The 21,196-nt window shown below is 53.3% G+C and carries 19 protein-coding genes; 10 read left to right on the top strand and 9 right to left on the bottom strand.

From position 1 onward, the window contains the following. Window positions 1-748: 748 nt before the first annotated feature. Window positions 749-4,636: a phosphoribosylformylglycinamidine synthase gene (purL, locus tag V8L73_RS04480; RefSeq protein WP_347254224.1), complete on the bottom strand. Its 3,888-nt coding sequence runs from the start codon at window positions 4,634-4,636 to the stop codon at window positions 749-751. A gap of 352 nt (window positions 4,637-4,988) precedes the next feature. Here purL and mltF point away from each other — a divergent pair, with 352 nt between their 5' ends. Then, window positions 4,989-6,479: a membrane-bound lytic murein transglycosylase MltF gene (mltF, locus tag V8L73_RS04475; protein ID WP_347254223.1), complete on the top strand. Its 1,491-nt coding sequence runs from the start codon at window positions 4,989-4,991 to the stop codon at window positions 6,477-6,479. 24 nt (window positions 6,480-6,503) lie between these two features. On the opposite strand, the gene tadA is transcribed toward mltF, so the two are convergent. Together tadA and yfhb are read right to left on the bottom strand one after the other, a co-directional pair. Then, window positions 6,504-7,007, bottom strand: a complete 504-nt coding sequence (gene tadA / locus V8L73_RS04470; protein ID WP_422655611.1) for a tRNA adenosine(34) deaminase TadA — start codon at window positions 7,005-7,007, stop codon at window positions 6,504-6,506. Further along, window positions 7,004-7,684 carry a phosphatidylglycerophosphatase C gene (yfhb, locus tag V8L73_RS04465; protein ID WP_347254222.1) on the bottom strand — a complete coding sequence of 227 codons (681 nt, stop codon included), beginning with the start codon at window positions 7,682-7,684 and terminating at the stop codon, window positions 7,004-7,006. Before yfhb ends, tadA begins: the two co-directional genes overlap by 4 nt. A 231-nt stretch (window positions 7,685-7,915) precedes the next feature. On the opposite strand from yfhb, the gene V8L73_RS04460 reads away from it, so the two are divergent. Continuing rightward, on the top strand, window positions 7,916-8,176 hold the full coding sequence (locus V8L73_RS04460) for a YfhL family 4Fe-4S dicluster ferredoxin (protein WP_347254221.1): 261 nt from the start codon (window positions 7,916-7,918) through the stop codon (window positions 8,174-8,176). A 120-nt stretch (window positions 8,177-8,296) separates the two neighbouring features. Here the strand turns inward: V8L73_RS04460 and V8L73_RS04455 are convergent, their stop codons facing one another. Beyond that, on the bottom strand, window positions 8,297-9,361 hold the full coding sequence (locus V8L73_RS04455; protein ID WP_347254220.1) for a tRNA/rRNA methyltransferase: 1,065 nt from the start codon (window positions 9,359-9,361) through the stop codon (window positions 8,297-8,299). Between the two features lie 187 nt (window positions 9,362-9,548). Here V8L73_RS04455 and trxC point away from each other — a divergent pair, with 187 nt between their 5' ends. From trxC to V8L73_RS04430, 5 genes are all read left to right on the top strand, one after another. Beyond that, window positions 9,549-9,971 (top strand): thioredoxin TrxC, encoded by a 423-nt coding sequence (trxC, locus tag V8L73_RS04450; RefSeq protein ID WP_347254219.1) that lies wholly within the window; start codon window positions 9,549-9,551, stop codon window positions 9,969-9,971. Between the two features lie 80 nt (window positions 9,972-10,051). Further along, window positions 10,052-10,780: a tRNA-uridine aminocarboxypropyltransferase gene (locus tag V8L73_RS04445; protein ID WP_347254218.1), complete on the top strand. Its 729-nt coding sequence runs from the start codon at window positions 10,052-10,054 to the stop codon at window positions 10,778-10,780. A 230-nt stretch (window positions 10,781-11,010) separates the two neighbouring features. Further along, complete coding sequence (gene pssA / locus V8L73_RS04440) at window positions 11,011-12,366, top strand: CDP-diacylglycerol--serine O-phosphatidyltransferase (RefSeq protein WP_261831294.1); 1,356 nt, start codon at window positions 11,011-11,013, stop codon at window positions 12,364-12,366. Window positions 12,367-12,552: 186 nt separating this feature from the next. Then, window positions 12,553-13,317, top strand: a complete 765-nt coding sequence (locus tag V8L73_RS04435; protein WP_347254217.1) for a transporter substrate-binding domain-containing protein — start codon at window positions 12,553-12,555, stop codon at window positions 13,315-13,317. A gap of 234 nt (window positions 13,318-13,551) precedes the next feature. Beyond that, window positions 13,552-14,496: a glycosyltransferase family 52 gene (locus V8L73_RS04430; RefSeq protein ID WP_347254216.1), complete on the top strand. Its 945-nt coding sequence runs from the start codon at window positions 13,552-13,554 to the stop codon at window positions 14,494-14,496. 142 nt (window positions 14,497-14,638) lie between these two features. Here the strand turns inward: V8L73_RS04430 and prfC are convergent, their stop codons facing one another. Next, window positions 14,639-16,228 carry a peptide chain release factor 3 gene (prfC, locus tag V8L73_RS04425; protein ID WP_347254215.1) on the bottom strand — a complete coding sequence of 530 codons (1,590 nt, stop codon included), beginning with the start codon at window positions 16,226-16,228 and terminating at the stop codon, window positions 14,639-14,641. A 326-nt stretch (window positions 16,229-16,554) separates the two neighbouring features. Here prfC and V8L73_RS04420 point away from each other — a divergent pair, with 326 nt between their 5' ends. Continuing rightward, window positions 16,555-16,869: a BON domain-containing protein gene (locus V8L73_RS04420; protein WP_027274124.1), complete on the top strand. Its 315-nt coding sequence runs from the start codon at window positions 16,555-16,557 to the stop codon at window positions 16,867-16,869. A 46-nt stretch (window positions 16,870-16,915) separates the two neighbouring features. On the opposite strand, the gene rimI is transcribed toward V8L73_RS04420, so the two are convergent. Both rimI and V8L73_RS04410 read right to left on the bottom strand, forming a co-directional pair. Further along, entirely contained in the window at window positions 16,916-17,356 is a 441-nt protein-coding gene (gene rimI / locus V8L73_RS04415) for a ribosomal protein S18-alanine N-acetyltransferase (protein ID WP_347254214.1), read from the bottom strand. Beyond that, window positions 17,328-17,756: a DNA polymerase III subunit psi gene (locus V8L73_RS04410; protein ID WP_347254213.1), complete on the bottom strand. Its 429-nt coding sequence runs from the start codon at window positions 17,754-17,756 to the stop codon at window positions 17,328-17,330. The genes rimI and V8L73_RS04410 overlap by 29 nt, the downstream gene beginning before the upstream one ends. A 150-nt stretch (window positions 17,757-17,906) precedes the next feature. Here V8L73_RS04410 and rsmC point away from each other — a divergent pair, with 150 nt between their 5' ends. Next, window positions 17,907-18,935, top strand: a complete 1,029-nt coding sequence (gene rsmC, locus V8L73_RS04405; protein ID WP_347254212.1) for a 16S rRNA (guanine(1207)-N(2))-methyltransferase RsmC — start codon at window positions 17,907-17,909, stop codon at window positions 18,933-18,935. 78 nt (window positions 18,936-19,013) lie between these two features. Here the strand turns inward: rsmC and ridA are convergent, their stop codons facing one another. After that, entirely contained in the window at window positions 19,014-19,400 is a 387-nt protein-coding gene (gene ridA, locus V8L73_RS04400; RefSeq protein WP_027274128.1) for a 2-iminobutanoate/2-iminopropanoate deaminase, read from the bottom strand. 228 nt (window positions 19,401-19,628) lie between these two features. On the opposite strand from ridA, the gene V8L73_RS04395 reads away from it, so the two are divergent. Beyond that, complete coding sequence (locus tag V8L73_RS04395) at window positions 19,629-20,093, top strand: YhcH/YjgK/YiaL family protein (protein WP_027274129.1); 465 nt, start codon at window positions 19,629-19,631, stop codon at window positions 20,091-20,093. Window positions 20,094-20,157: 64 nt separating this feature from the next. On the opposite strand, the gene argF is transcribed toward V8L73_RS04395, so the two are convergent. After that, a complete protein-coding gene (gene argF / locus V8L73_RS04390; protein ID WP_347254211.1) occupies window positions 20,158-21,165 on the bottom strand; it encodes an ornithine carbamoyltransferase in 1,008 nt (335 codons plus the stop codon). Window positions 21,166-21,196 lie beyond the last annotated feature (31 nt).

The raw sequence follows: 21,196 nt of genomic DNA, 5'->3' as shown, positions 1-21,196 counted from the left end.
CCCAACTTCAGTAAAGATTTTAGCGCGTTAAAGCAAAAAAAAGGCACTTATCCAAAAATGGTTAAGTGCCTGATAGAATGTTATTTGCTTATCTCAGATAATTATCTATCACCCGAGAAAAATACGTGGATGTCCTTCAACGTCGTCCGCAAGGTGATGAGGCTACGCCGTCATCGGAAAACCGGACGAATAACATCCGAAGTGTCAAATATTGATGAAATACGTTTCATCACAGCATGACACTTAAGGGCTGGCGCCTCACTCAACGTGTCGTCCTGAGTTTGATAAGCCGCTTGCGCGGTTGATATCGGTTCAATTGACGATAGGCACCATGGCTTTGGCGTCATTCTAAGGCTTATGTAGCGTCACGTTACCGCGTTCTGACATAAAAAGGTGAATGAGCGACGTATAAACTAATGCACTTGTCGTGCCAACTTTTAAAATTTAAATTAATTTACTGATATATAAAACAAAAATACTATTAGCTTTGAAATGAGCAGCGCTTCTGGTGAAATTTATCCGATCATAATCACAATTTGTGTCTCCAAAAACAGACACCCTTTTCACACCTCAAATACCGCTATAAAAATCAATGAATTAAATGTCTCTTTTTTGAGACACTCAAAACCACCGACTGTCTGCGTTTACCAACACTATAAAAAACAATTTTTAAATCAATGCGATAAAAAACCCCTCACATATCGTGTGAGGGATTTTTATGTTCTAACCCGATAAGTTCGAGAAAGAATTAGCCTAGCTGCCTGCGGGCGTTACGGAACAGCCGCATCCACGGCCCGTCTTCGCCCCATTCTTCAGGATGCCAGGAGTTGCTGACGGTGCGGAAAACCCGCTCAGGGTGCGGCATCATAACCGTGATCCGACCGTCAAGGTTGGTCACCGCCGTAATGCCGTTAGGCGAGCCGTTCGGGTTAGCCGGGTAATCTTCCGTTACCTCACCGCGATTGTTAACGTAGCGCATGGCAACCAGCCCTGCGCTTTCCAGCGCGCCAAGGTGCTGGGCGTCGCGCACTTCCACCCTACCTTCACCGTGAGAAACGGCGATCGGCAGCCGAGAGCCTGCCATCCCTTTTAGCAACAGAGAGGGGCTGTCTACCACTTCAACCAGGCTGAATCGCGCTTCAAAACGCTCGGAGAGGTTGCGCACAAAGCGCGGCCAGTGGGAAGCCCCCGGCATAAGCTCATTGAGGTTCGACATCATCTGACAGCCGTTGCACACTCCCAGCGCCAGCGTGTCAGGGCGGTGGAAGAAGCGAGTGAACTGCTCGCGCACCCGCTCGTTGAACAAAATCGACTTGGCCCACCCCTCGCCCGCGCCCAGCACGTCACCGTAGGAGAAGCCGCCGCAGGCCACCAGCGCCTGGAATCCTTCCAGACCGACGTTGCCTGACAGCAGATCGCTCATGTGAACGTCAATCGCCTCAAAGCCGGCACGATGGAAAGCCGCGGCCATTTCAACGTGAGAGTTGACGCCCTGCTCGCGCAGCACGGCGATGTGCGGCCTTGACTTCAGCAGGTAAGGCGCGGCGACGTCCTCTTTCGGCGAGAAGCTCAACTTTACGTTCATGCCGGGGTCGTTGGCGTCCTGCTTGGCCTGATGCTCCATGTCCGCACACTGAGGGTTGTCCCGCAGGCGCTGCATCTGCCACGTGGTTTCCGCCCACCAGACGCGCAGCGTTTGGCGACTCTGCAGGTAGACGGCGGCATCGCCGCTGCGAATAACAATCTCATCACCGACTACCGCACGGCCGAGGCGGTGCACGCAGCCGCCAAGCCCGGCCTGAGACAGCAGTGCCTCAACCTCGGCCAGATCCGCGTCGGCGACCTGGATCACCGCGCCCAGCTCTTCGTTAAACAGCGCAGCCAGCGCGTCGTCGCCCAGCGAAGCGATATCCAGCGTCAGCCCACAGTGGCCCGCAAACGCCATTTCCACCAGCGTCACCAGCAGGCCGCCGTCGGAACGGTCGTGATAGGCGAGAAGCTTACGATCGGCCACCAGCGCCTGTATGGTATTAAAGAAGGCGCCGAGCCTATCTACGCTTCTGACGTCGGCAGGCCTGTCGCCGAGCTGGCGATACACCTGCGCCAGCGCGGTGGCGCCCAGCGCGTTGCGCCCTTCGCCAAGATCGATAAGCAGCAGCGTCGCGTCCCCTTTATCGGTACGCAGCTGCGGCGTAACGGTGCCGCGAACGTCCTCTACGCGAGCGAAGGCGCTAACCACCAGCGACAGCGGCGACGTCATTTCAACGTCCTCGTCGTTCTGCCGCCAGCGGGTTTTCATCGACATCGAATCTTTACCCACCGGGATAGTCAGCCCCAGCGCAGGGCACAGCTCTTCACCCACCGCCTTAACCGCTTCATACAGGCCGGCGTCTTCGCCCGGATGCCCAGCGGCCGCCATCCAGTTAGCCGAAAGCTTCACGCGCTTTAGCTCGCCGATCTGCGCAGAGGCAATATTAGTCAGCGCTTCACCCACGGCCATGCGCGCCGAAGCGGCGAAGTCCAGCAACGCAACAGGGGTCCGCTCGCCCAGAGACATCGCTTCGCCGTAGTAGCTGTCATAGCTGGCGGTTGTGACCGCACAGTCCGCTACCGGGATCTGCCACGGCCCGACCATCTGATCGCGAGCGACCATGCCGGTCACCGTGCGGTCACCGATGGTAATCAAAAAGGTTTTTTCCGCTACGGCGGGAAGGTGAAGGACGCGCTTTACGGCTTCTTCAAGCTCAATGCCTTCACGCACCAGCGGTTTCCCCTTTGCCTGAAGCGTGGCCACGTCGCGGGTCATTTTCGGCGTTTTGCCTAACAAGACGTCAAGCGGCAGGTCGATAGGCAGATTTTCAAAGTGGCTGTCGTGCAACGACAGATGCTGTTCTTCCGTCGCTTCACCGATAACGGCATAGGGCGCTCTTTCGCGTCGGCAAATTGCGTCAAACAGCGGCAGCTGCTCCGGCGCAACGGCTAAAACGTAGCGCTCCTGAGACTCGTTGCACCACACCTCCAGCGGGCTCATGCCCGGCTCGTCGCTCAGGATGTCGCGCAGCTCGAACCGTCCGCCCCTTCCGCCGTCGCTTACCAGCTCCGGCATGGCGTTAGACAGGCCGCCCGCACCCACGTCGTGAATAAACAGGATCGGGTTTTCATCGCCCATCTGCCAGCAACGGTCGATAACCTCCTGACAGCGGCGCTCCATTTCCGGGTTATCGCGCTGCACGGAGGCAAAGTCCAAAGAGGCGTCAGACTGGCCGGACGCCATTGAAGAGGCGGCTCCGCCTCCCAGCCCGATGTTCATCGCCGGCCCGCCGAGCACGATAAGCTTGGCGCCAACGCTGATTTCTCCTTTCTTTACGTGCTCGGCGCGAATGTTGCCGATACCGCCAGCCAGCATGATGGGCTTATGGTAGCCGCGCAGCTCCGCGCCGTTGTGGCTATCCACCATCTCTTCATAGGTGCGGAAATAGCCTAGCAGCGCCGGGCGGCCGAACTCGTTGTTAAACGCGGCGCCGCCCAGCGGCCCTTCCGTCATGATATCCAACGCGGTAACGATGCGATTCGGCTTACCGAAGTCCTGCTCCCAAGGCTGTTCAAAACCGGGGATGCGCAGGTTAGATACGGAAAAGCCAACCAGGCCCGCCTTCGGCTTGGCTCCGCGCCCCGTAGCGCCTTCATCGCGAATTTCACCGCCGGAACCGGTCGCCGCCCCCGGCCAGGGGGAAATCGCCGTCGGGTGGTTATGGGTTTCCACCTTCATCAGAATATGCGCCTCTTCCTGATGATAGTCGTACACGCCAGAGCCCGGCTCGGCAAAGAAGCGCCCTACCGCCGAACCTTCCATCACGGCCGCATTGTCTTTATAGGCGGACAGTACGTAGTCCGGCGTTTGTTCAAAGGTGTTCTTTATCATTTTGAACAGCGACTTCGGCTGCGCCTTGCCGTCAATAATCCAGTCGGCGTTGAAAATCTTGTGGCGACAGTGCTCCGAGTTGGCCTGAGCGAACATGTAAAGCTCAACGTCCGTCGGATTGCGATTCAGTCGCGTGAAAGCATCGAGCAGATAGTCGATTTCGTCCGGCGCCAGCGCCAGCCCCAGCCTTTCGTTTGCATCGTCAAGCGCCCGTTTCCCTTTGCCCAAGACATCAATTTCGACCAGCGGCATCGGCGCGTGCCGGGCAAACAGCGCCTCGGTCTGCGAAACGTCGCTAAATACGGACTCCATCATCCGGTCATGCAGCAGGCCGGCCAGCGCTCGACGCTGTTCGTCGTCGAGAGTAGGCGCCTGCACGTAGTAGGCGATGCCGCGCTCAAGCCGACGAATCTGGCTCAGCCCGCAGTTGTGGGCGATATCCGTTGCCTTAGAAGCCCACGGAGAGATAGTGCCGGGCCTTGGGGTCACCAACAGCAGCTGGCCCTCGGGCTCATGCTCCGCCAAAGAGGGGCCGTATTTAAGCAACCGTTTTAACGTTTCCCGCTCCGTTTCACTCAGCGGGGCATTCAGTTCAGCAAAATGGAGGTATTCGGCGTAAATATCACTGACGGGCAGGCGAAGTTCACGACAGCGGGAGAGCAACTTAGCGATACGAAATGCAGATAAAGCAGGCGAGCCGCGGAAAATTTCCATAGTGAGAATATCTCTGGTCTAAGGCTAGGAGAAAAAAACTGGCTACATTATAGAGAATCGCGCCCTCCGACGAAACCGTTTGCGTGTTTATTATTTATGCGAACGATCCCTAGAATGCGTCATATACTATTTGCCAAGCGCTGAACGCTTAAGCAAAATGGCGCCTGGCCCGTCGAAAGCACCGCTCGGCGCTAGACAAAGCCTGAATAAAAACCGAGTAGAAAAAGTAGAAAAATAAGTATAAACACATTACAAATCAAAGATAAAACGACTCACCGTTCTGGGATGATCGCCCCCATAGCCGTTAATCACCATTTGTCGCTTGAAGCATGACGAGTATAGAGAAAAACTATTGAAGCCGTTAAAAACTAACTACTTCTTTATTGGCGTTATCACCCTCTTGCTAGCCTTGGCGCTCTGGCCCATGCTGTACTGGAAACATGACGGCGGTACCCGGTTACAGAAAATTATCGCCAGCGGTGAACTCAACGTAGATACCCTTCGCGCAGCGCCCTACTACTATCAAGACGACGGCGGCGTTAAGGGGCTGGACTACGAGCTGGCGAAAATGTTCGCTGACTATCTTGGCGTCAAGCTCAACATAAAGACTCAGCGCAACGTGACTGACCTGTTTAAAGGGTTGGAAAACGGTAAAACCGACATGCTGGCCGCCGGGCTTATTTTCAATCAGGAAAGGATGAAGGCGCTGAGCGCCGGTCCTGCCTACTATTCCGTTTCGCAACAGCTGGTATATAGACAAAATGCGGCCAAGCCGTCGTCGCTGGAAAACCTGAAGGGGCGCCTTAGCATCGTCTCTGGTTCGGCCAGTATCTCAACGCTGCACCAGCTTAAAAAAAGCGTCTATCCCGACCTTACGTGGGAAACCTCATCGACGCTTTCCTCTACGGATTTGCTCAAGCAGGTCGCCAGCGGCGAGCTGGATTATACCATCGCTGACTCGGTGACCATTGCCATCCTCCAGCGCATTTACCCCAATCTGGCCGTCGCTTTTGACATCACCGAAGAGGAGCCTGTGGTGTGGTATACCTATAAAAGCGACGATAACAGCCTGAACGCCGCCATGCTCGACTTCTTTAACCAGATTAACGAGGACGGCTCGTTGGCCAAGCTCGAAGAGAAATACCTCGGCCACGTGGGTGAGTTTAACTATGTGGACACTCGAACGTTTCTTAACGCCGTAGACAACGTGCTCCCCAACCTGCGGCCTCTGTTTGAACAGTATTCTAAACAGATAGACTGGCGGCTGGCGGCCGCTATCGCCTATCAGGAGTCCCACTGGAACCCGACCGCCACGTCGTCTACCGGCGTTAGGGGAATAATGATGCTGACCCGCAACACGGCCGATTCTCTCGGCGTTACCAATCGCCTCGATCCTGGACAGAGCATACGCGGCGGATTAGTCTATCTTGAACAGCTGATGGAAAAGCTGCCGGAGACTATTGCTGAAGATGAGAAAATCTGGTTTGCGCTGGTCGCCTACAACATGGGGTTTGCCCACATGATGGACGCCAGAAGCCTAACCGAGCAGCAGGGCGGCGACCCCAACAGCTGGGCAGAGGTTAAAAAACGGCTGACGATGCTCACGCAGAAAAAATATTATAGCCTGACGCGATACGGCTATGCGCGAGGCTATCAGGCGTATCAGTTCGTAGAAAATATTCGGCGCTATCAGATAAGCCTGATCGGCTATCTTCAGGAAAAGGAAAAAGCGCAGCGTACGGCGAGAATTCCTCTGACTGACGTCATCGACGCTGCGGGGGCGAGAGCGGCAGGCGCTTATCCTGCCGTGACGCCCGACCAGCTTGCGCACCCGGCGCAATAACCAAGCGTGAACTCCGGCATAAAATTAAAGTTCGCCGGACGCCGCCCGCGCCTTTTTCGCTTTGATTTCCTCTCTGCGGCGGCGAAAAAAGTCGCTAAGCCGGGACGAGCAGGTCTCGGCCAGTACGCCAGCGGTCACTTCAACTTTATGATTCATTGCCGGATGGCCAAGAATGTCGATAAGAGAGCCCGCCGCGCCGGTTTTAAAGTCGCTCGCGCCGTAGACCAGTCGACTAATCCTGCTGTGCACCATGGCGCCCGCGCACATAATACAGGGCTCCAGCGTCACATAGAGCGTTGCGCCCAGCAGGCGGTAGTTTTGCAGCGTTTCGCCCCCCTGCCTTAGCGCCGCAATTTCCGCGTGCGCCGTCGGATCGTGACGACCAATCGGCCTATTCCAGCCTTCGCCGATAATTTTGTTGTCCAAGACTAACACCGCGCCAACCGGGATTTCCCCCTCTTCATCCGCGCGTTCGGCAAGCTGCAGCGCGTAGCGCATCCAGTTCTCATCACTGTCGCGACTCATCATGGCCTGCCGCTCCGCTTAGCGCCGGAGATATCATCGTCAGTCAGCGCCTTCATGTTTCCCTGAGGATCGATTCGCCAGCGGTGAAGGCAGTGCAACATCACGGGATCGTCCTGTTCGCTGTCGCTGTATCCGCTATAAAGCGCCAGCGGCTTGCCCAAGCGCTGCTCAAGCTGCTTCACCTTTTCTCGCCCCAGACAGCGCATTGAAATAGTCCAACCGCCGCAGCGGTAAACGATTTGGGAAGCCACAAGGTTAACGCGAGGCAAAAAGAAAGCGTCTTCATAAACCGCTTCCACCAGCGGCTGAGGCGAGCCCGTCACCAGCCAGACGGTGGTGTTTTCATCGTCGAGATATTCCGCCAGCCGCTCCAACACCTGCGGGAAGGGAATCAACTGGCTCTTTATGTCCGTCACAAAGCGCTCCATCAGCCAGTTGAGCTTGCCCTGCGCATGCCCGGCGGTCATCGCCCACAGCATCAGGCTCACCGGCCAGCGCGCCGAACGTCCGTTAACCAGAAGCCCCAGCCCGACAATCGGCAAAAGCGGGACAAGCAGCAGCAGGTTAGCCGGCAGGCTTCTTACCAAATAGCGGATAAAGCTGCCGAACAGATCCTGCTGGTGCAGCGTACCGTCCAGATCGAAGAATACGTGGCGTGGCTTTGCGTTACCGTCGGACAAAGCGGTGCTCCTGTTGATTGCATTGGGGAAATTAAAGAAAGTATATCGTTTTTACGCGCATTTATCGCTATGGGATGAGGCGTTCGGTAAGGAAGCGTTTCAGAAGGCTCCCGCTGTTAAAGAAAATCAGCGTATACTATGGGCCCGGCGCAACATAAGGGAAATATGTCTAAACGCTTCCTCTTGCCGCCTTCCCGACAGACATTTAGCGTATTTTGGTAGCTTAGCGTAATGGCGTTATTGATAAAAAAAAGCTGTATTAACTGCGATATGTGCGAACCGGAGTGCCCCAATCAGGCTATCTCCATGGGGGACGAGATTTATCAAATCGATCCCGCTCGCTGCACCGAATGCGTCGGTCACTACGACGAGCCGACCTGCATGAAGGTTTGCCCCATCGACAACACGATTATTCATGCCCCTGAGCACCGGGAGACCAACGAAGAGCTATGGGATAAGTTCGTTCTGCTGCATCACGCGGATAAGCTGTAGTTCGGCCGCCTTTGTATTGACGCTATGACTTTCTGACGGGCGTTAAACGTTATCCAAAGCTGAGACCAGATGCAGAAAAGGGGCAAAATGCCCCTTTTCTAATTAACGACCCTTAGGGCGTTATTTACCGCCAAACTGACGCCACCAGGCCGCCAGCAGCACGCCCGCCGTGACCGACACGTTCAGGCTTTCCAACTGGCCTGAGCCGTCAACCTCAACGTTAATATCGCACTGCTTTGCCGCCAGGCTGGAACGCCCGTCGCGCTCTTCGCTCAGCACCAGCACCGTCTTGGCCGGGAATGAAAGCGTTGACAGCGTCTCGTTCTTTCCTTCGCCCTTGCCGACGACGACGACGGAATAGCCGGCGCGTTGGAATTCGTCCAGCGCCTGTGAAAAGTCATCGCATCCGATCGCTGACAGGCGCTCCGCACCGCCTTCCGCCGTACGCACCGCCGCGCCGGACTCAAGCTGGCCCGGATCGCGCAGCAATACGCCCTTAACGCCAAAAAATGCGCATGAGCGCATCATGCCGCCCAGGTTATGGGGGTTGCCGACGTTGTCCAGCGCCAGCACGAAGTCGTTAGACAATGCGCTTTTCAGGTAGTCAGCAACGCTCAGGCCCGCGCGCTTTTTAATCAGAAAGCAGACGCCGCCGTGGTGTTCGGTGCCCGATACTTTAGCCAGTTCCTGTTCGTCAACAACGTGATAGGCCTTACGGTTGGCCGCCATCCAGCGCAGAGCGTCGCGAAAGCGCGGCGTGACGGACTGGACAAAGTAGGCACGAACGATCGCTTCAGGTCGGCTTTGGAACAGCGCCTGACAGGCGTTCTCGCCGTAAACCTTGCTCTCTTCTTCGCGCTGCTTACGCAGCTGGGCCGGATCGACCTGGCTTTTGCCGGCGATGCCGCCGTGGTCAAACGGTTCAGGTTCGCTGGCGTCCTGCAGCCTTGCCTGCCACGCAGAGCGAGGGGGCTTTTCATCCACTTTACGTACCGGTGCGCGCGGACGCTGTTCGTCGCCCCAGCGGGGAGCGCGCTCGCGTTCACGATCGCCGCGACCGGCGCTCTTTTGGCCGCCGCGACTTCTGTCCGGACGTTTATCGCTTTTGCTGTTGTCTTTGTCGTCCTCGCTGCGGACGTACATCACTTTAACCTTGCCGCTCTTGCCGTTAAACGCGTCGCTCATAATTACTTTCTCCACTTCACCATCGCATCCGGCGCGAAGATTACCCGATGTCGCGGTAGTTAGCCACTAATGAATCGGCCTAAGCCTAAAACTATTATAGCTATCGATAAAATCCCGTTGTCGATATCCGAAGCGTTGACCATACTTACCGCGATACCGTCCTACGTAATATCGACTGAGGTAATACATGAATACGCTTTGTCCTTCCTGTCAGACCAAAAACCGCGTCCCTGAAGATCGTCTGGAAGAAGACGCCAAGTGCGGCCGCTGCGGGCATTCGCTTTTTGACGGAGAGGTTATTAACGCAACGGCATCCTCTTTCGATGCGCTGTTAAACGACGATCTGCCCGTCGTTATCGACTTCTGGGCTCCCTGGTGCGGCCCCTGCCGCAGCTTCGCGCCTATCTTTGAAGACGTCGCGCAGGAAAGGGCCAACTCAATCCGCTTCATCAAGGTCGATACCGAAGCAGAACCCGCCCTCAGCGCACGCTTCGGCATTCGCAGTATACCTACCATTATGGTGTTTAAAAACGGCCAGCGCGTCGATATGTTGAACGGCGCTATGCCTAAAGAGCCATTCAAGCAGTGGCTGGACGAATCGTTAGGCTAAAAACCTGAAAAAACCCGATGATTCAGGCGCACGATCCGTTATCATGCGCCTTTTTCGTTTTATAGGCACGGTGAATAGCAATGGAAAACGATGCGCTTTCTTCTATTAATACGCTCAGCGGCGTAGACGGCAACGCCGTACTCAAACTGCGAGAAGCGCGCTTGGCTCAGGCGACCCGCCCGTTTCGGGCTCGCGGATGCCGCGTTATTCGCTGCCCACGCTGCCTACTGTCCAAGAAGCTCTGCCTGTGCCATACGCTTTCAGTCAGTCGCGCCGACTGCCGCTTCTGCCTGGTGATGTACGATACCGAGCCGCTTAAGCCCAGCAACACCGGTCGGCTTATCGCCGACGTGCTGCCGGATACGGCCGCTTTTCTCTGGTCTCGTACCGAAGCGTCGGCCGAGCTGCTCGCTCTGCTAAATTCGCAGGATTATCAGCCCTACGTTATTTTTCCGGCCTCCTACACCGCTCCTGAACGCGTGACGACGCAAGTTGCCCCCGAATCGGGCAAGCGTCCCCTGTTTATTATCCTTGACGGCACCTGGACCGAAGCAAGAAAGATGTTTCGCAAGAGCCCCTATCTGGACGGCCTGCCCGTGCTGTCGATTGAAAGTCTGGAAAGCTCGGATTACCGCCTTCGGGAAGCCAGCCATAAAGAACAGCTCTGCACGGCGGAAGTGGCTGTCAGCCTATTGCGCCTTGCTGGAGAAACGCCAGCCGCCGATCGTCTCGCAGCCCACTTTAGCGAGTTCAGGCGGCGCTATCTGGCGGGAAAAGCCAACGTGCCGTTGGAGAACGTCGCTGACTGAGCCTCTGGTGATGGCGAAAAAGAAGGTTAAAAATAGCCATAACTATCATTGAGATAAAAAACAAGACTCGGAAAAAATGTTACATCTGCGGCAGTTTTACCAGATTCATTCGGTTTTTTTCGTCACTTTCACGACGAGTGGTGATAGTATTACGCGATCCGACTTAGTTAATTATTGTTATTGCTCGTTATGGCAACGGCCGTAACTCAACAAGAGAAGAATGCTCTGTGATGTTGTCATCATTTAAACGTAAGAAATCTCAACAACACCTTGCACAACTGCCTAAAATTTCACAACAAATTGATAATATTAAAATATTATCAAGCCCAAGCGACTATCGCACCCAGCTGCTTGATCTGATAGGCCGTGCAGAAAAACGCATTTATCTGATTGCTCTTTATCTTGAACAAGACGACGCAGGGATTGACGTCCTATCGGCCATCTATCGGGCAAAAATGCAACGCCCGGAGCTCGAAGTCGCTATTCTGGTCGATTGGCACCGCGCCCAGCGCGGCCGAATCGGCGATGCCGCCAGCAGCACCAATGCAGACTGGTACTGTAAAATGGCTGAACAACACCCCGGCGTATGCGTTCCCGTTTATGGCGTTCCGGTCAACACGCGAGAAGCGCTGGGCGTGTTACACCTTAAGGGCAGCATCATTGACGATACCGTCGCCTACACCGGCGCCAGCGTCAACGACGTTTATCTGCACCGCCACGACAAATACCGCTACGATCGCTATCAGCTGATTACTAACCCAACGCTTGCTACCAGCATGGTTGATTACGTTAAGCAGCATCTGCTACCGGCCGAAGCGGTGAGAAATCTCGACTGCCACGATCGCCCGCGCAGCCCGGAAATCAAAGGCGACATCAAAAAATTTCGCCAAAGCCTGCGCCAGAACGGCTATGAGTTTGAGAACGGCGCGACTAATGAAGAGCTGTCCGTTACGCCGCTGGTCGGGCTTGGTCGCCACAGCCCGCTCAATAAGGTTATCGACCGCCTGATGAACAGCGCGGAGCGTAAGCTCACGCTCTGTACGCCTTACTTCAACCTGCCCGCGCCGCTGGTGAAAAACATCATTGGCCTACTTCGCCAAGGCAAGCAGGTTGAAATCATCGTTGGCGATAAAACCGCAAACGACTTTTATATTCCGGAAGATCAGCCGTTCAAAATCATCGGCGCACTGCCTTACCTGTACGAAATCAACCTGCGTCGCTTCGTAACGCGCCTGCAGCGCTACGTTGACGAAGGCCTTTTGACGGTTCGCCTGTGGAAAGACGAAGATAACACCTATCACCTGAAGGGAATGTGGGTCGACGACAGCTGGATGCTGATAACGGGCAACAACCTGAACCCTCGGGCCTGGCATCTGGATTTGGAAAACGCCATCCTTATCCATGACCCCAAGCAAGAGCTAAAGGAAGACAGCCTGCGCGAGCTGGAGCTTATCCGCACTCACACTTTCGTGATTAATCACTTCCAACAGCTGCAAAGCATGCAGTTTTATCCGGTCAAGATCCGAAAGCTTATCCGCCGATTAAGGCGCATCAGAATCGACCGCCTGATTAGCCGCATTCTGTAATCAGACCTTCCCGGCCCCGCCCTTAGGCGGGGCTTTTTATTTCAGATAACATCAAAAAACCAATACATTTCACTGCATTAAAATAGACTATCCCCCGTCACGCAACGCTTTTTACTGGCGTTTGCCCCGCTATTGGTGTTTTATTAATGCGACATCATCAATCACAGCACCGACAGGAAAATAATTATGAAGCTGCGCGTTTTATTGAGTTCCGTACTGATCCTTACCGCCATGCAGGCAGAAGCCCGCACCATGGCCGACATTCAACACTCGGGGACGCTCAAGGTTGGCGTACCGGGCGACTACGCTCCGTTAGCCTATCATGACGCCGACGGAAAGCTGGTTGGTTACGATATCGATATGGCGAAAGCGCTGGCAAAAGATCTGAAGCTGAACGTTGAATTCGTTTTGACCAGTTGGCCTACGCTTTCCGGCGATCTGGCCGCCGACAAGTTTGACGTCGCCATGGGCGGCGTAACTGCAACGGCAAAGCGTGAAGCAGAGTTCGGCCTGACCAAGCCCATCGTGCCTAACGGCAAAATCGCGCTGGCGGGTTGCGCCGTTGCGGAGTCTTTGGGTGATTTGGAAAAAATTGACCGCCCCGACGTCAAGGTAGTGGTTAACCCGGGCGGCACCAACCAAAGCTTTGTCGATGGAAACATTAAAAAAGCGCAGGTTATCCGCGTTAAAGACAACTACGATAACCTACAGGCGCTGCGCGATCGCACCGCTGACATGATGGTCACTGACCTGATAGAGGGCGACTACTATCAAAACAAAGAGCCCGGCGTCCTGTGTATGGCAACCCAAAAGCCGTTCCCCGGCACCGAAAGCCATAAGGTTTACATGGTGAAAAAGGACAACACCAAGCTATTGGAAAGCATCAACGCCTGGTTGGCGGGAGAGACCAAGTCTCAGTTAGCCAAGCAGTGGAAGGTGCGTAGCGAATAATATGTATCACTTGGCCCCATAATCGGTGGGGCAATTAGACTATGGTTTAAATTCTAATAATATAGGATTACTTACATTTGTTAAAAATAAATTAATTACCTTAATTAACATTTATACTCCAATAATATAACAAACAATCTAATGTTGTAGTTTACGCATCAAAAATATATAATTATCTAGTTTTACTCGAAGGAGTAAAGAGTATTTATACAATATTAGTTTTAAAGGTATGTAATGAATTTATTTATTTGTTTAACAAATTTACATCTTTTAATAGCAAAAGCTATTATAGAAAAAGAAAACCTTTATGAGGTAGATGTAATATTTATTGGAGATAGTGAAAACAGGAAAAACAAAAATTACATATCTCAGATTTCCCCTTATGTAAGAAATATAAAAATTTATCCTAACTATAAAAATTCATCTTCATTTAAAACAATAAAGAGAACTTTATACACAAAAAAGATCATGGCCTCATATGAAAAAAAATACGATATAGTTCACTTCGCTAACTTTCATATTCCAATCATTCATCATATCTTATCATTAATCAAATTCAATAAAATAAGAACATTTGATGATGGAACCCATAATATAAATAAAATGAGCATCATGTATGCAAAAGAAAAAATAAAAAAACACAAGCTTTTTATTAGAAACATTATGGGCCGGAAATATCATAAAAATGACATTTTGAGACTTATAGAAAAACATTACACTATCTTTCCTGGCAGGGATAATATTGTAGAAAATACAGAATATATAGAACTTATAACCACTATAGATCAACATTCAAATAAAAAGAAGAAAGTAATAAATATATTGCTAGGCACCGTATATATTGATGCCGTAAAAGAAAAAAAAAGAAAAGAAGAGCTCATACAAAGGATACAGAAATTCATTATCAATAACAACATAGACTTTTATATCCCTCATCCAAGAGATGATAAAAACTACTTTCAAAAAATAAATGTTATTGATAGCGAAAAAATAGCAGAAGAAGAAATAATTTCCTTTATTAAAAATAACTATTATGTTAACCTATATGGCTTTAACACCACAGTTCAGTTTAATTTAGATAATGTCGAATCAATTAAAAATTTTTCTATAAAATCAGATTTATTTAAGGATAGCTTCAATAATACCCTAAACTTCAATTTCACAACTGTCACTATATAATTAAATGTAGCGACCATTATTTACTCTATTTTAGTGTTAGAACCTCTTGAAGGAGAAAAATAGGACAGCAATTTCATCTACCGACCTAAAATAAACCCGGCACATATACCGGGTTTTAAAAGGGATATTATGATACCAGAAATCAATGCTCGCGCGTTTTATGGAACTCTACGTCAGGATAGCGTTCCTGCGTCAGATTGAGGTTTACCATCGTCGGCGCGATGTAGCTGAGGTTGTCGCCGCCGTCGAGCGCGATATTCAGCTCGTTCTTACGCTTAAACTCTTCCAGCTTCTTCACATCCTTGCACTCAACCCAGCGGGCGGTAGAGACGTTGACCGACTCGTAAATCGCCTCAACGTTATACTCGCTCTTAAGACGAGCAACCACCACGTCAAACTGCAACACGCCGACGGCGCCGACGATAAGATCGTTATTGGCGATAGGGCGGAATACCTGAACCGCGCCCTCTTCGGAGAGCTGCACCAGCCCTTTAAGCAACTGCTTCTGCTTTAGCGGATCCTTTAAGCGAATGCGGCGGAACAGCTCCGGCGCGAAGTTCGGAATACCGGTGAACTTCATGTCTTCGCCCTGAGTGAAGGTATCGCCAATCTGAATGGTGCCGTGGTTGTGCAGGCCGATGATATCGCCCGGATAGGCTTCCTCAACGTGAGAGCGGTCGCCGGCCATAAAGGTCAGCGCGTCGGAAATGGTGACGTCTTTGCCGGTTCGCACCTGGCGCAGCTTCATGCCCTTCTCGTACTTACCGGAAACGACGCGCATAAAGGCCACGCGGTCGCGGTGTTTGGGGTCCATATTGGCCTGGATCTTGAACACGAAGCCGGAAAACTTCTCTTCATCGGCCTTAACGGTGCGTACGTTGGTCTGGCGCGGCATCGGCGCTGGCGCCCAGTCGACCAGGCCGTCCAGCATGTGATCCACGCCGAAGTTGCCAAGCGCGGTGCCGAAAAATACCGGCGTCAGATCGCCTGCCAGGAAGGTGTCCAGATCGAACTCGTGGGACGCGCCTTTCACCAGTTCCAGCTCCTCGCGCAGCTGGGACGCCAGATCTTCACCGACCGCGGCGTCCAGCTCTGGATTGTCCAGCCCTTTAACGATCCGGACTTCCTGAATGGTGTGGCCCATGCCGCTCTGATAAAGATAGGTCTCATCCTTATACAGGTGATAAACCCCTTTAAACAGCTTACCGCAGCCGATAGGCCAGGTAATGGGGGAGCACATGATTCGAAGCTCGCTTTCCACTTCGTCCAGCAGCTCCATCGGATCGCGAATATCGCGGTCCAGCTTGTTCATAAACGTCAGGATCGGCGTATCGCGCAGGCGCGTAACCTCCATCAGCTTGCGGGTACGATCCTCGACGCCCTTGGCCGCATCGATCACCATCAGACCGCAGTCAACGGCGGTTAGCGTACGATAGGTATCTTCCGAGAAGTCTTCGTGCCCCGGGGTATCGAGCAGGTTAACCAGTCGAGACTTATAGGGAAACTGCATCACTGAAGTAGTAATTGAGATCCCGCGCTGCTTTTCCATCTCCATCCAGTCGGACTTGGCGTGCTGGCTCGAGCCGCGGCCCTTTACCGTTCCCGCCGTCTGAATCGCGTGTCCAAACAGCAGCACCTTTTCGGTAATCGTCGTTTTACCGGCGTCTGGGTGAGAAATAATGGCAAACGTGCGTCGGCACGCAATCTCTGCGGCCTTTGTGGTTTCTTTCATCCGGGTAGTCTCAGCAAAAATTCAGTCTGACGTGCGCGGGGTTTTAGGGATCGCGCTGGCAATGGGAGGGAATTTTACACATATGGAGAAGGAAAGGACAGAAAAAACCCCGCACAGCGAGGCCTGTTCCTCCCGCTTTAGGAGGGGCATGTTACATTTCATAACCCACCGTTATTTAATGAGATGATTCGCCGCTGCGCTATTCTGCGACTATAGTAAATAGTGCAGTTTTATCATTTATCAAAAGACAACCTTTTTGGCCGTTGCCGTTTTTTAACGCGCTACAATCTGTTTAACCTATTGCGTATCGCTAAGGAGTTATGAAAATGAAGCTAATCAGACCCATCGCAGCCCTGCTCAGCGCCATTATCATCGCGTTCACCGTTGCGGCCTGTGCGCCGACGGAGAAAACCGAAGGCACCGGCGGTTATATCGACGACTCTGTCGTCACGACCAAGGTGAAGGCCGCGCTGTTGGGAGAAAAAACCATTCGTTCAACGCAAATCACCGTAACAACCTTTAAAGGGCGCGTTCAGCTAAGCGGCTTTGTTCGTTCACAGGATGAAGCCAGAGCGGCCGTCGACGTAACCAAAACGGTAGAGGGCGTGCGCTCAGTCGCTAACGACCTTATCGTTAAATAGGCCCGACAAAGCGACCTTCGCTGCGGGCGCCAACGCGCCCGCTAAATTACAGCGTCAATGCCATAATCACGGCGTCTTCCCGCCCTTCAGCCGACGGGTAGTAGCCTTTTCTTACCGACACTTCGTTAAACTCAAAAGACCGATAAAGCGCAATGGCCTTTTCATTGGAAGCGCGTACTTCAAGCCACAGCGTCATTACGTCACGCTCGCTTAGCGTCGCGATCAGATGTGAAAGCAGCGCCCGTCCAAGCCCTTGCCTCTGAAAATCCGGATGAACCGCGATGTTAAACAGCGTCGCTTCGTCGAGAACAACCTGAGTCACCGCGAACGCCGCCATCTGACCATCAATCTCAAGCTTTAGGTTAAGGTAGCGATCGCCCTGATTGCTTTGCAGCGTTTTTTCCGTCCAGGGGAAGGCGTGACTGGCCAGCTCAATTTGATAGGCCGACGACAGATCGTTAGGCGTGAGGGAAGAAATGGTGTTCATGATGACAAATCTGCTGCCAGAAAAGGCGTTTCGCCTCAGGGTTAGCCGACAGCGCGTCCAACGACGGGCTCTCAAGCAAAGGGAGCGCCTTTAACGCATCGGGCAACGCTGGGGGAGCATCTTGCCCCAGCAGCCAGAGTGCGCAGCGCACGTTTTCAGGGATCATCATAACGTTATCCAGCGTCAAACAGTACGCCTGCGCTGGCGTTAACGCCATTGCTCTCAATAGATCCTGCCATAAAGGTGAAGCCGTCTGCGGCAACGCTTCACTGATGACTATCACCTTTACGTCGTCCGGGATCGCCACGGCAACTTCGCCGCGCAGCGCGGCCGGCCGGGCCAGCTGATACTGCCGTATGCCCATTTGTTCTAGCTGCCAGTCGCGACGTGAGGTTGCCATCGTTTTGCCCATAGTAAGAAATCCAATATGACGACGCGTATGCTAACAAACCCCGTGAGCTTCCGCCAATGGCAATAACGCACTATAATCCCGCCCAACTTTATGCACGCCCGTTAATCACTGCGTTTGGGCGTTTCACAGGAGAAGGTCATGTCCGCTTATTCCCCGGCCAGTGAAGTTATGCTGCGCCACACCGATGAATTTATCGAACGCCGCGTGCTGTTTGCCGGAGACATACAGGATACGCTCGCCGCGCGCTTTGAGGCGAAGGAAGTTCGCGCCTACTGCACGCAGTACCACCACTGGCGTCGGCTTCATCAGTCGATGGGCGAGCGGGCGACGTTTGGCCTTCTGCCGGAAGCTGAACTAACGGACGGAATCGACACGCTGATTTACTACTGGCCCAAGAGCAAGCAGGAAGCTCAGTTTCAGCTTGAAGCCCTGTTAAGCCAGCTCCCCGTCGGCAGCGAGCTGTTTATCGTCGGCGAAAACCGCAGCGGCGTGCGCAGCGCGGAAACGATACTGGCGAACTTCGGCGACATAGCTAAAATCGACAGCGCCCGCCGGTGCGGGCTGTACCACTGCCGCCTAGAACGCCAGGCTACCTTCGCGTTCGACGCCTGGTGGTCGGAATATCATACGGACAGCGTTGTTGTAAAAACGCTACCCGGCGTATTCAGCCGGGACGGGCTAGACGTAGGCAGCCGACTGCTGCTTTCCGCCATTAAAAACGCTCAGGGAACCGTACTGGACGTAGGATGCGGCGCGGGCGTTTTAGCTGCCGCGCTGGCAAAATCCGCACCGGGATTAAAGCTTACGTTAAGCGACGTTAACGCCGCCGCGCTGGAAGCCGCCCGCGCGACGCTTGCCGCCAACGGCCTTCAGGGCGAAGCGATCGCCAGCGACGTCTTTTCCGATATTCAGGGGCGCTTCAACCTGATTATTTCCAACCCGCCCTTCCACGACGGCCTGCAGACCAACCTGAACGCGGCTGAAGCGCTTATCCGCGGTGCAGTGAAACATCTCCACGTCGGCGGGCGACTGTGCATTGTGGCGAACGCCTTCCTGCCCTATCCCAACATGCTCGACGCGGCCTTTGGCTCACATGAAGTGCTGGCGCAGACCGGCAAGTTTAAAGTGTATCAAGCGACGCTGACGCGAGCGGCGAAGTCTCGCTAACGCATTTCCATAAAAAACGGGCTTTCCTCTCGTTAAGGGGAAAGCCCGTCTTACAAAACAGCCTTAGCGCTTATAATATCAGCGACGAACGGCGATAACTTCGATCTCTACCTTGGCGTCTTTCGGCAGGCGCGCAACTTCCACACAGGAACGCGCGGGGAACGGAGCGTTATGCTCGGTGAAAAAAGCTTCATAGGCAGCGTTAACCGTACCAAAGTCGTTCAGATCCTTAACGAAAACCGTCGTTTTCACAATGTCCGCAACCTTCAGGCCTGCAGCTTCAACGATGGCCTTAACGTTTTCCAGCGACTGGCGAGCCTGTGCGGCAACGTCGGCAGGAAACTCGCCGGTTTTCGGATCGAGAGGCAGCTGGCCGGAAGTGATAATCATATTACCCAGATCGACGCCCTGAACGTAGGGACCAATAGCCGCAGGCGCTTTGTCGGTATTAATAATGTGGGACATGAATGCTCCTTAAGTATCTTTAGTTTTAGATCATTGGCGTCATTATAAGGCGCGCATAGAGAGATGTACCATAAGCGGCAACCCCTGAGATGTAAATTCAATTCTTCTTAACTGTACGATATATCCGGCTAATGTAACGCCGGGTGTACGGTTTAGAATAAAAACCTTGCCTATTGAGATAGAGTTAACGAATATGAAACGGTATTTCATTTTATAAGGACACCCATAATGCTTACCGGCAATATTCACCACCTTGAGCTTACGCCCTACCTTCCCCAAAAGCTTAAATCCGCCATTGAATTCGTTAAGAAAAATATTACCAGCGATACGCCGGACGGCCGGTACGAGATCGACGGCCAGAACGCATTCGTGACGATTTCCCATAACGATACCCAAGCGCAGGAAAGCCGCCGAGCAGAGTATCATGAGCGCTATCTGGACATTCAGATCGTGTTGGACGGCGTGGAAGGCATGGGATTTAGCAACCAGCCGGTATCCGAAACGTCGGAAAACCGGCTGGCGGAAAAAGATCTGGCGTTTGTACCGTCCTGTCCTCAGGAAAAGCTTATTGCGATGCAGGAAGGCGACTTTATCGTCTTCTATCCGGGAGAGCTTCACAAGCCGCTTTGCGCCGTCGGTAAACCGGCGCGGATACGTAAAGCGGTTATCAAGATGCTGGTGTGCGCGCTTTAATTTCTCCTAAACGTGTAAAAGCCCCAAGTCGTTGGGGCTTTTGTCCGCCGCGAAATAGCCTGAACTACTCTTTGTTCAGCGTCGCCACCATCACGGCCTTAATGGTGTGCATTCGGTTCTCCGCCTGCACAAACACGATGCTGTGCTCTGATTCGAACACGTCGTCGGTCACTTCCATCCCGCCGTGAAGGCCGTACTGCTGCGCCATCTGTTTTCCCAGCGTCGTCTGGTCGTCGTGGAAAGCCGGCAGGCAGTGTAAAAACTTCACCTGAGGATTGCCGGTCAGCTCAAGCACCTTACGGTTAACCTGATAAGGTAAAAGCTGGTGAATGCGCTCCTGCCACACCTCTTTAGGCTCCCCCATGGAAACCCACACGTCGGTGTACAGATAGTCGACTCCGCTTACGCCTGCGGCTACGTCTTCCGTCAACGTCAGGATAGCGCCGGTTTTCGCCGCCACCTTTTGACAGGCTTCCACCAGTGCAGGATCGGGCCAGCAGGCCTTCGGCGCGACCAGGCGAAGGTCCATACCCATCAGCGCGGCCCCTTCCAGCAGAGAATTGCCCATGTTGTTGCGCGCATCGCCGAGATAGGCCAGCGTCATCTCTGACAGGTCCTTTTGCGGCAAGAACTCCTGCATGGTCAGCAGATCGGCCAAAATTTGGGTCGGGTGAAACTCATCGGTCAGCCCGTTCCACACCGGCACGCCCGAATACTGCGCCAGCGTTTCGACAATGTGCTGGCCAAAGCCACGATACTGAATGCCGTCGTACATGCCGCCCAACACGCGTGCCGTGTCTTTAATAGACTCTTTGTGGCCAATTTGGCTTCCGCTGGGCCCTAAGTAGGTCACCCGCGCGCCCTGATCGAAGGCAGCGACTTCAAACGCACAGCGCGTACGGGTTGAGTCTTTTTCAAAGATAAGCGCTATATTTTTACCGCACAGCGTCGGCTTTTCGGCTCCTGCCTTTTTTTCCTTTTTCAGCCTAGCGGCCAGAGAAAGCAGCGAGTGGATCTCTTGCGAACTAAAATCTAGCAGCCGTAACAGGTGGCGCTGATAAAACTGAGGCATCGACGGTTCTCCTCGACTATGTCGTCTTAAC

This window comes from Leminorella grimontii (assembly GCF_039789245.1).
In the GTDB taxonomy this organism is placed as follows: Bacteria; Pseudomonadota; Gammaproteobacteria; order Enterobacterales; family Enterobacteriaceae; genus Leminorella; species Leminorella grimontii.
This window is presented reverse-complemented; position numbering and strand designations above follow the sequence as displayed.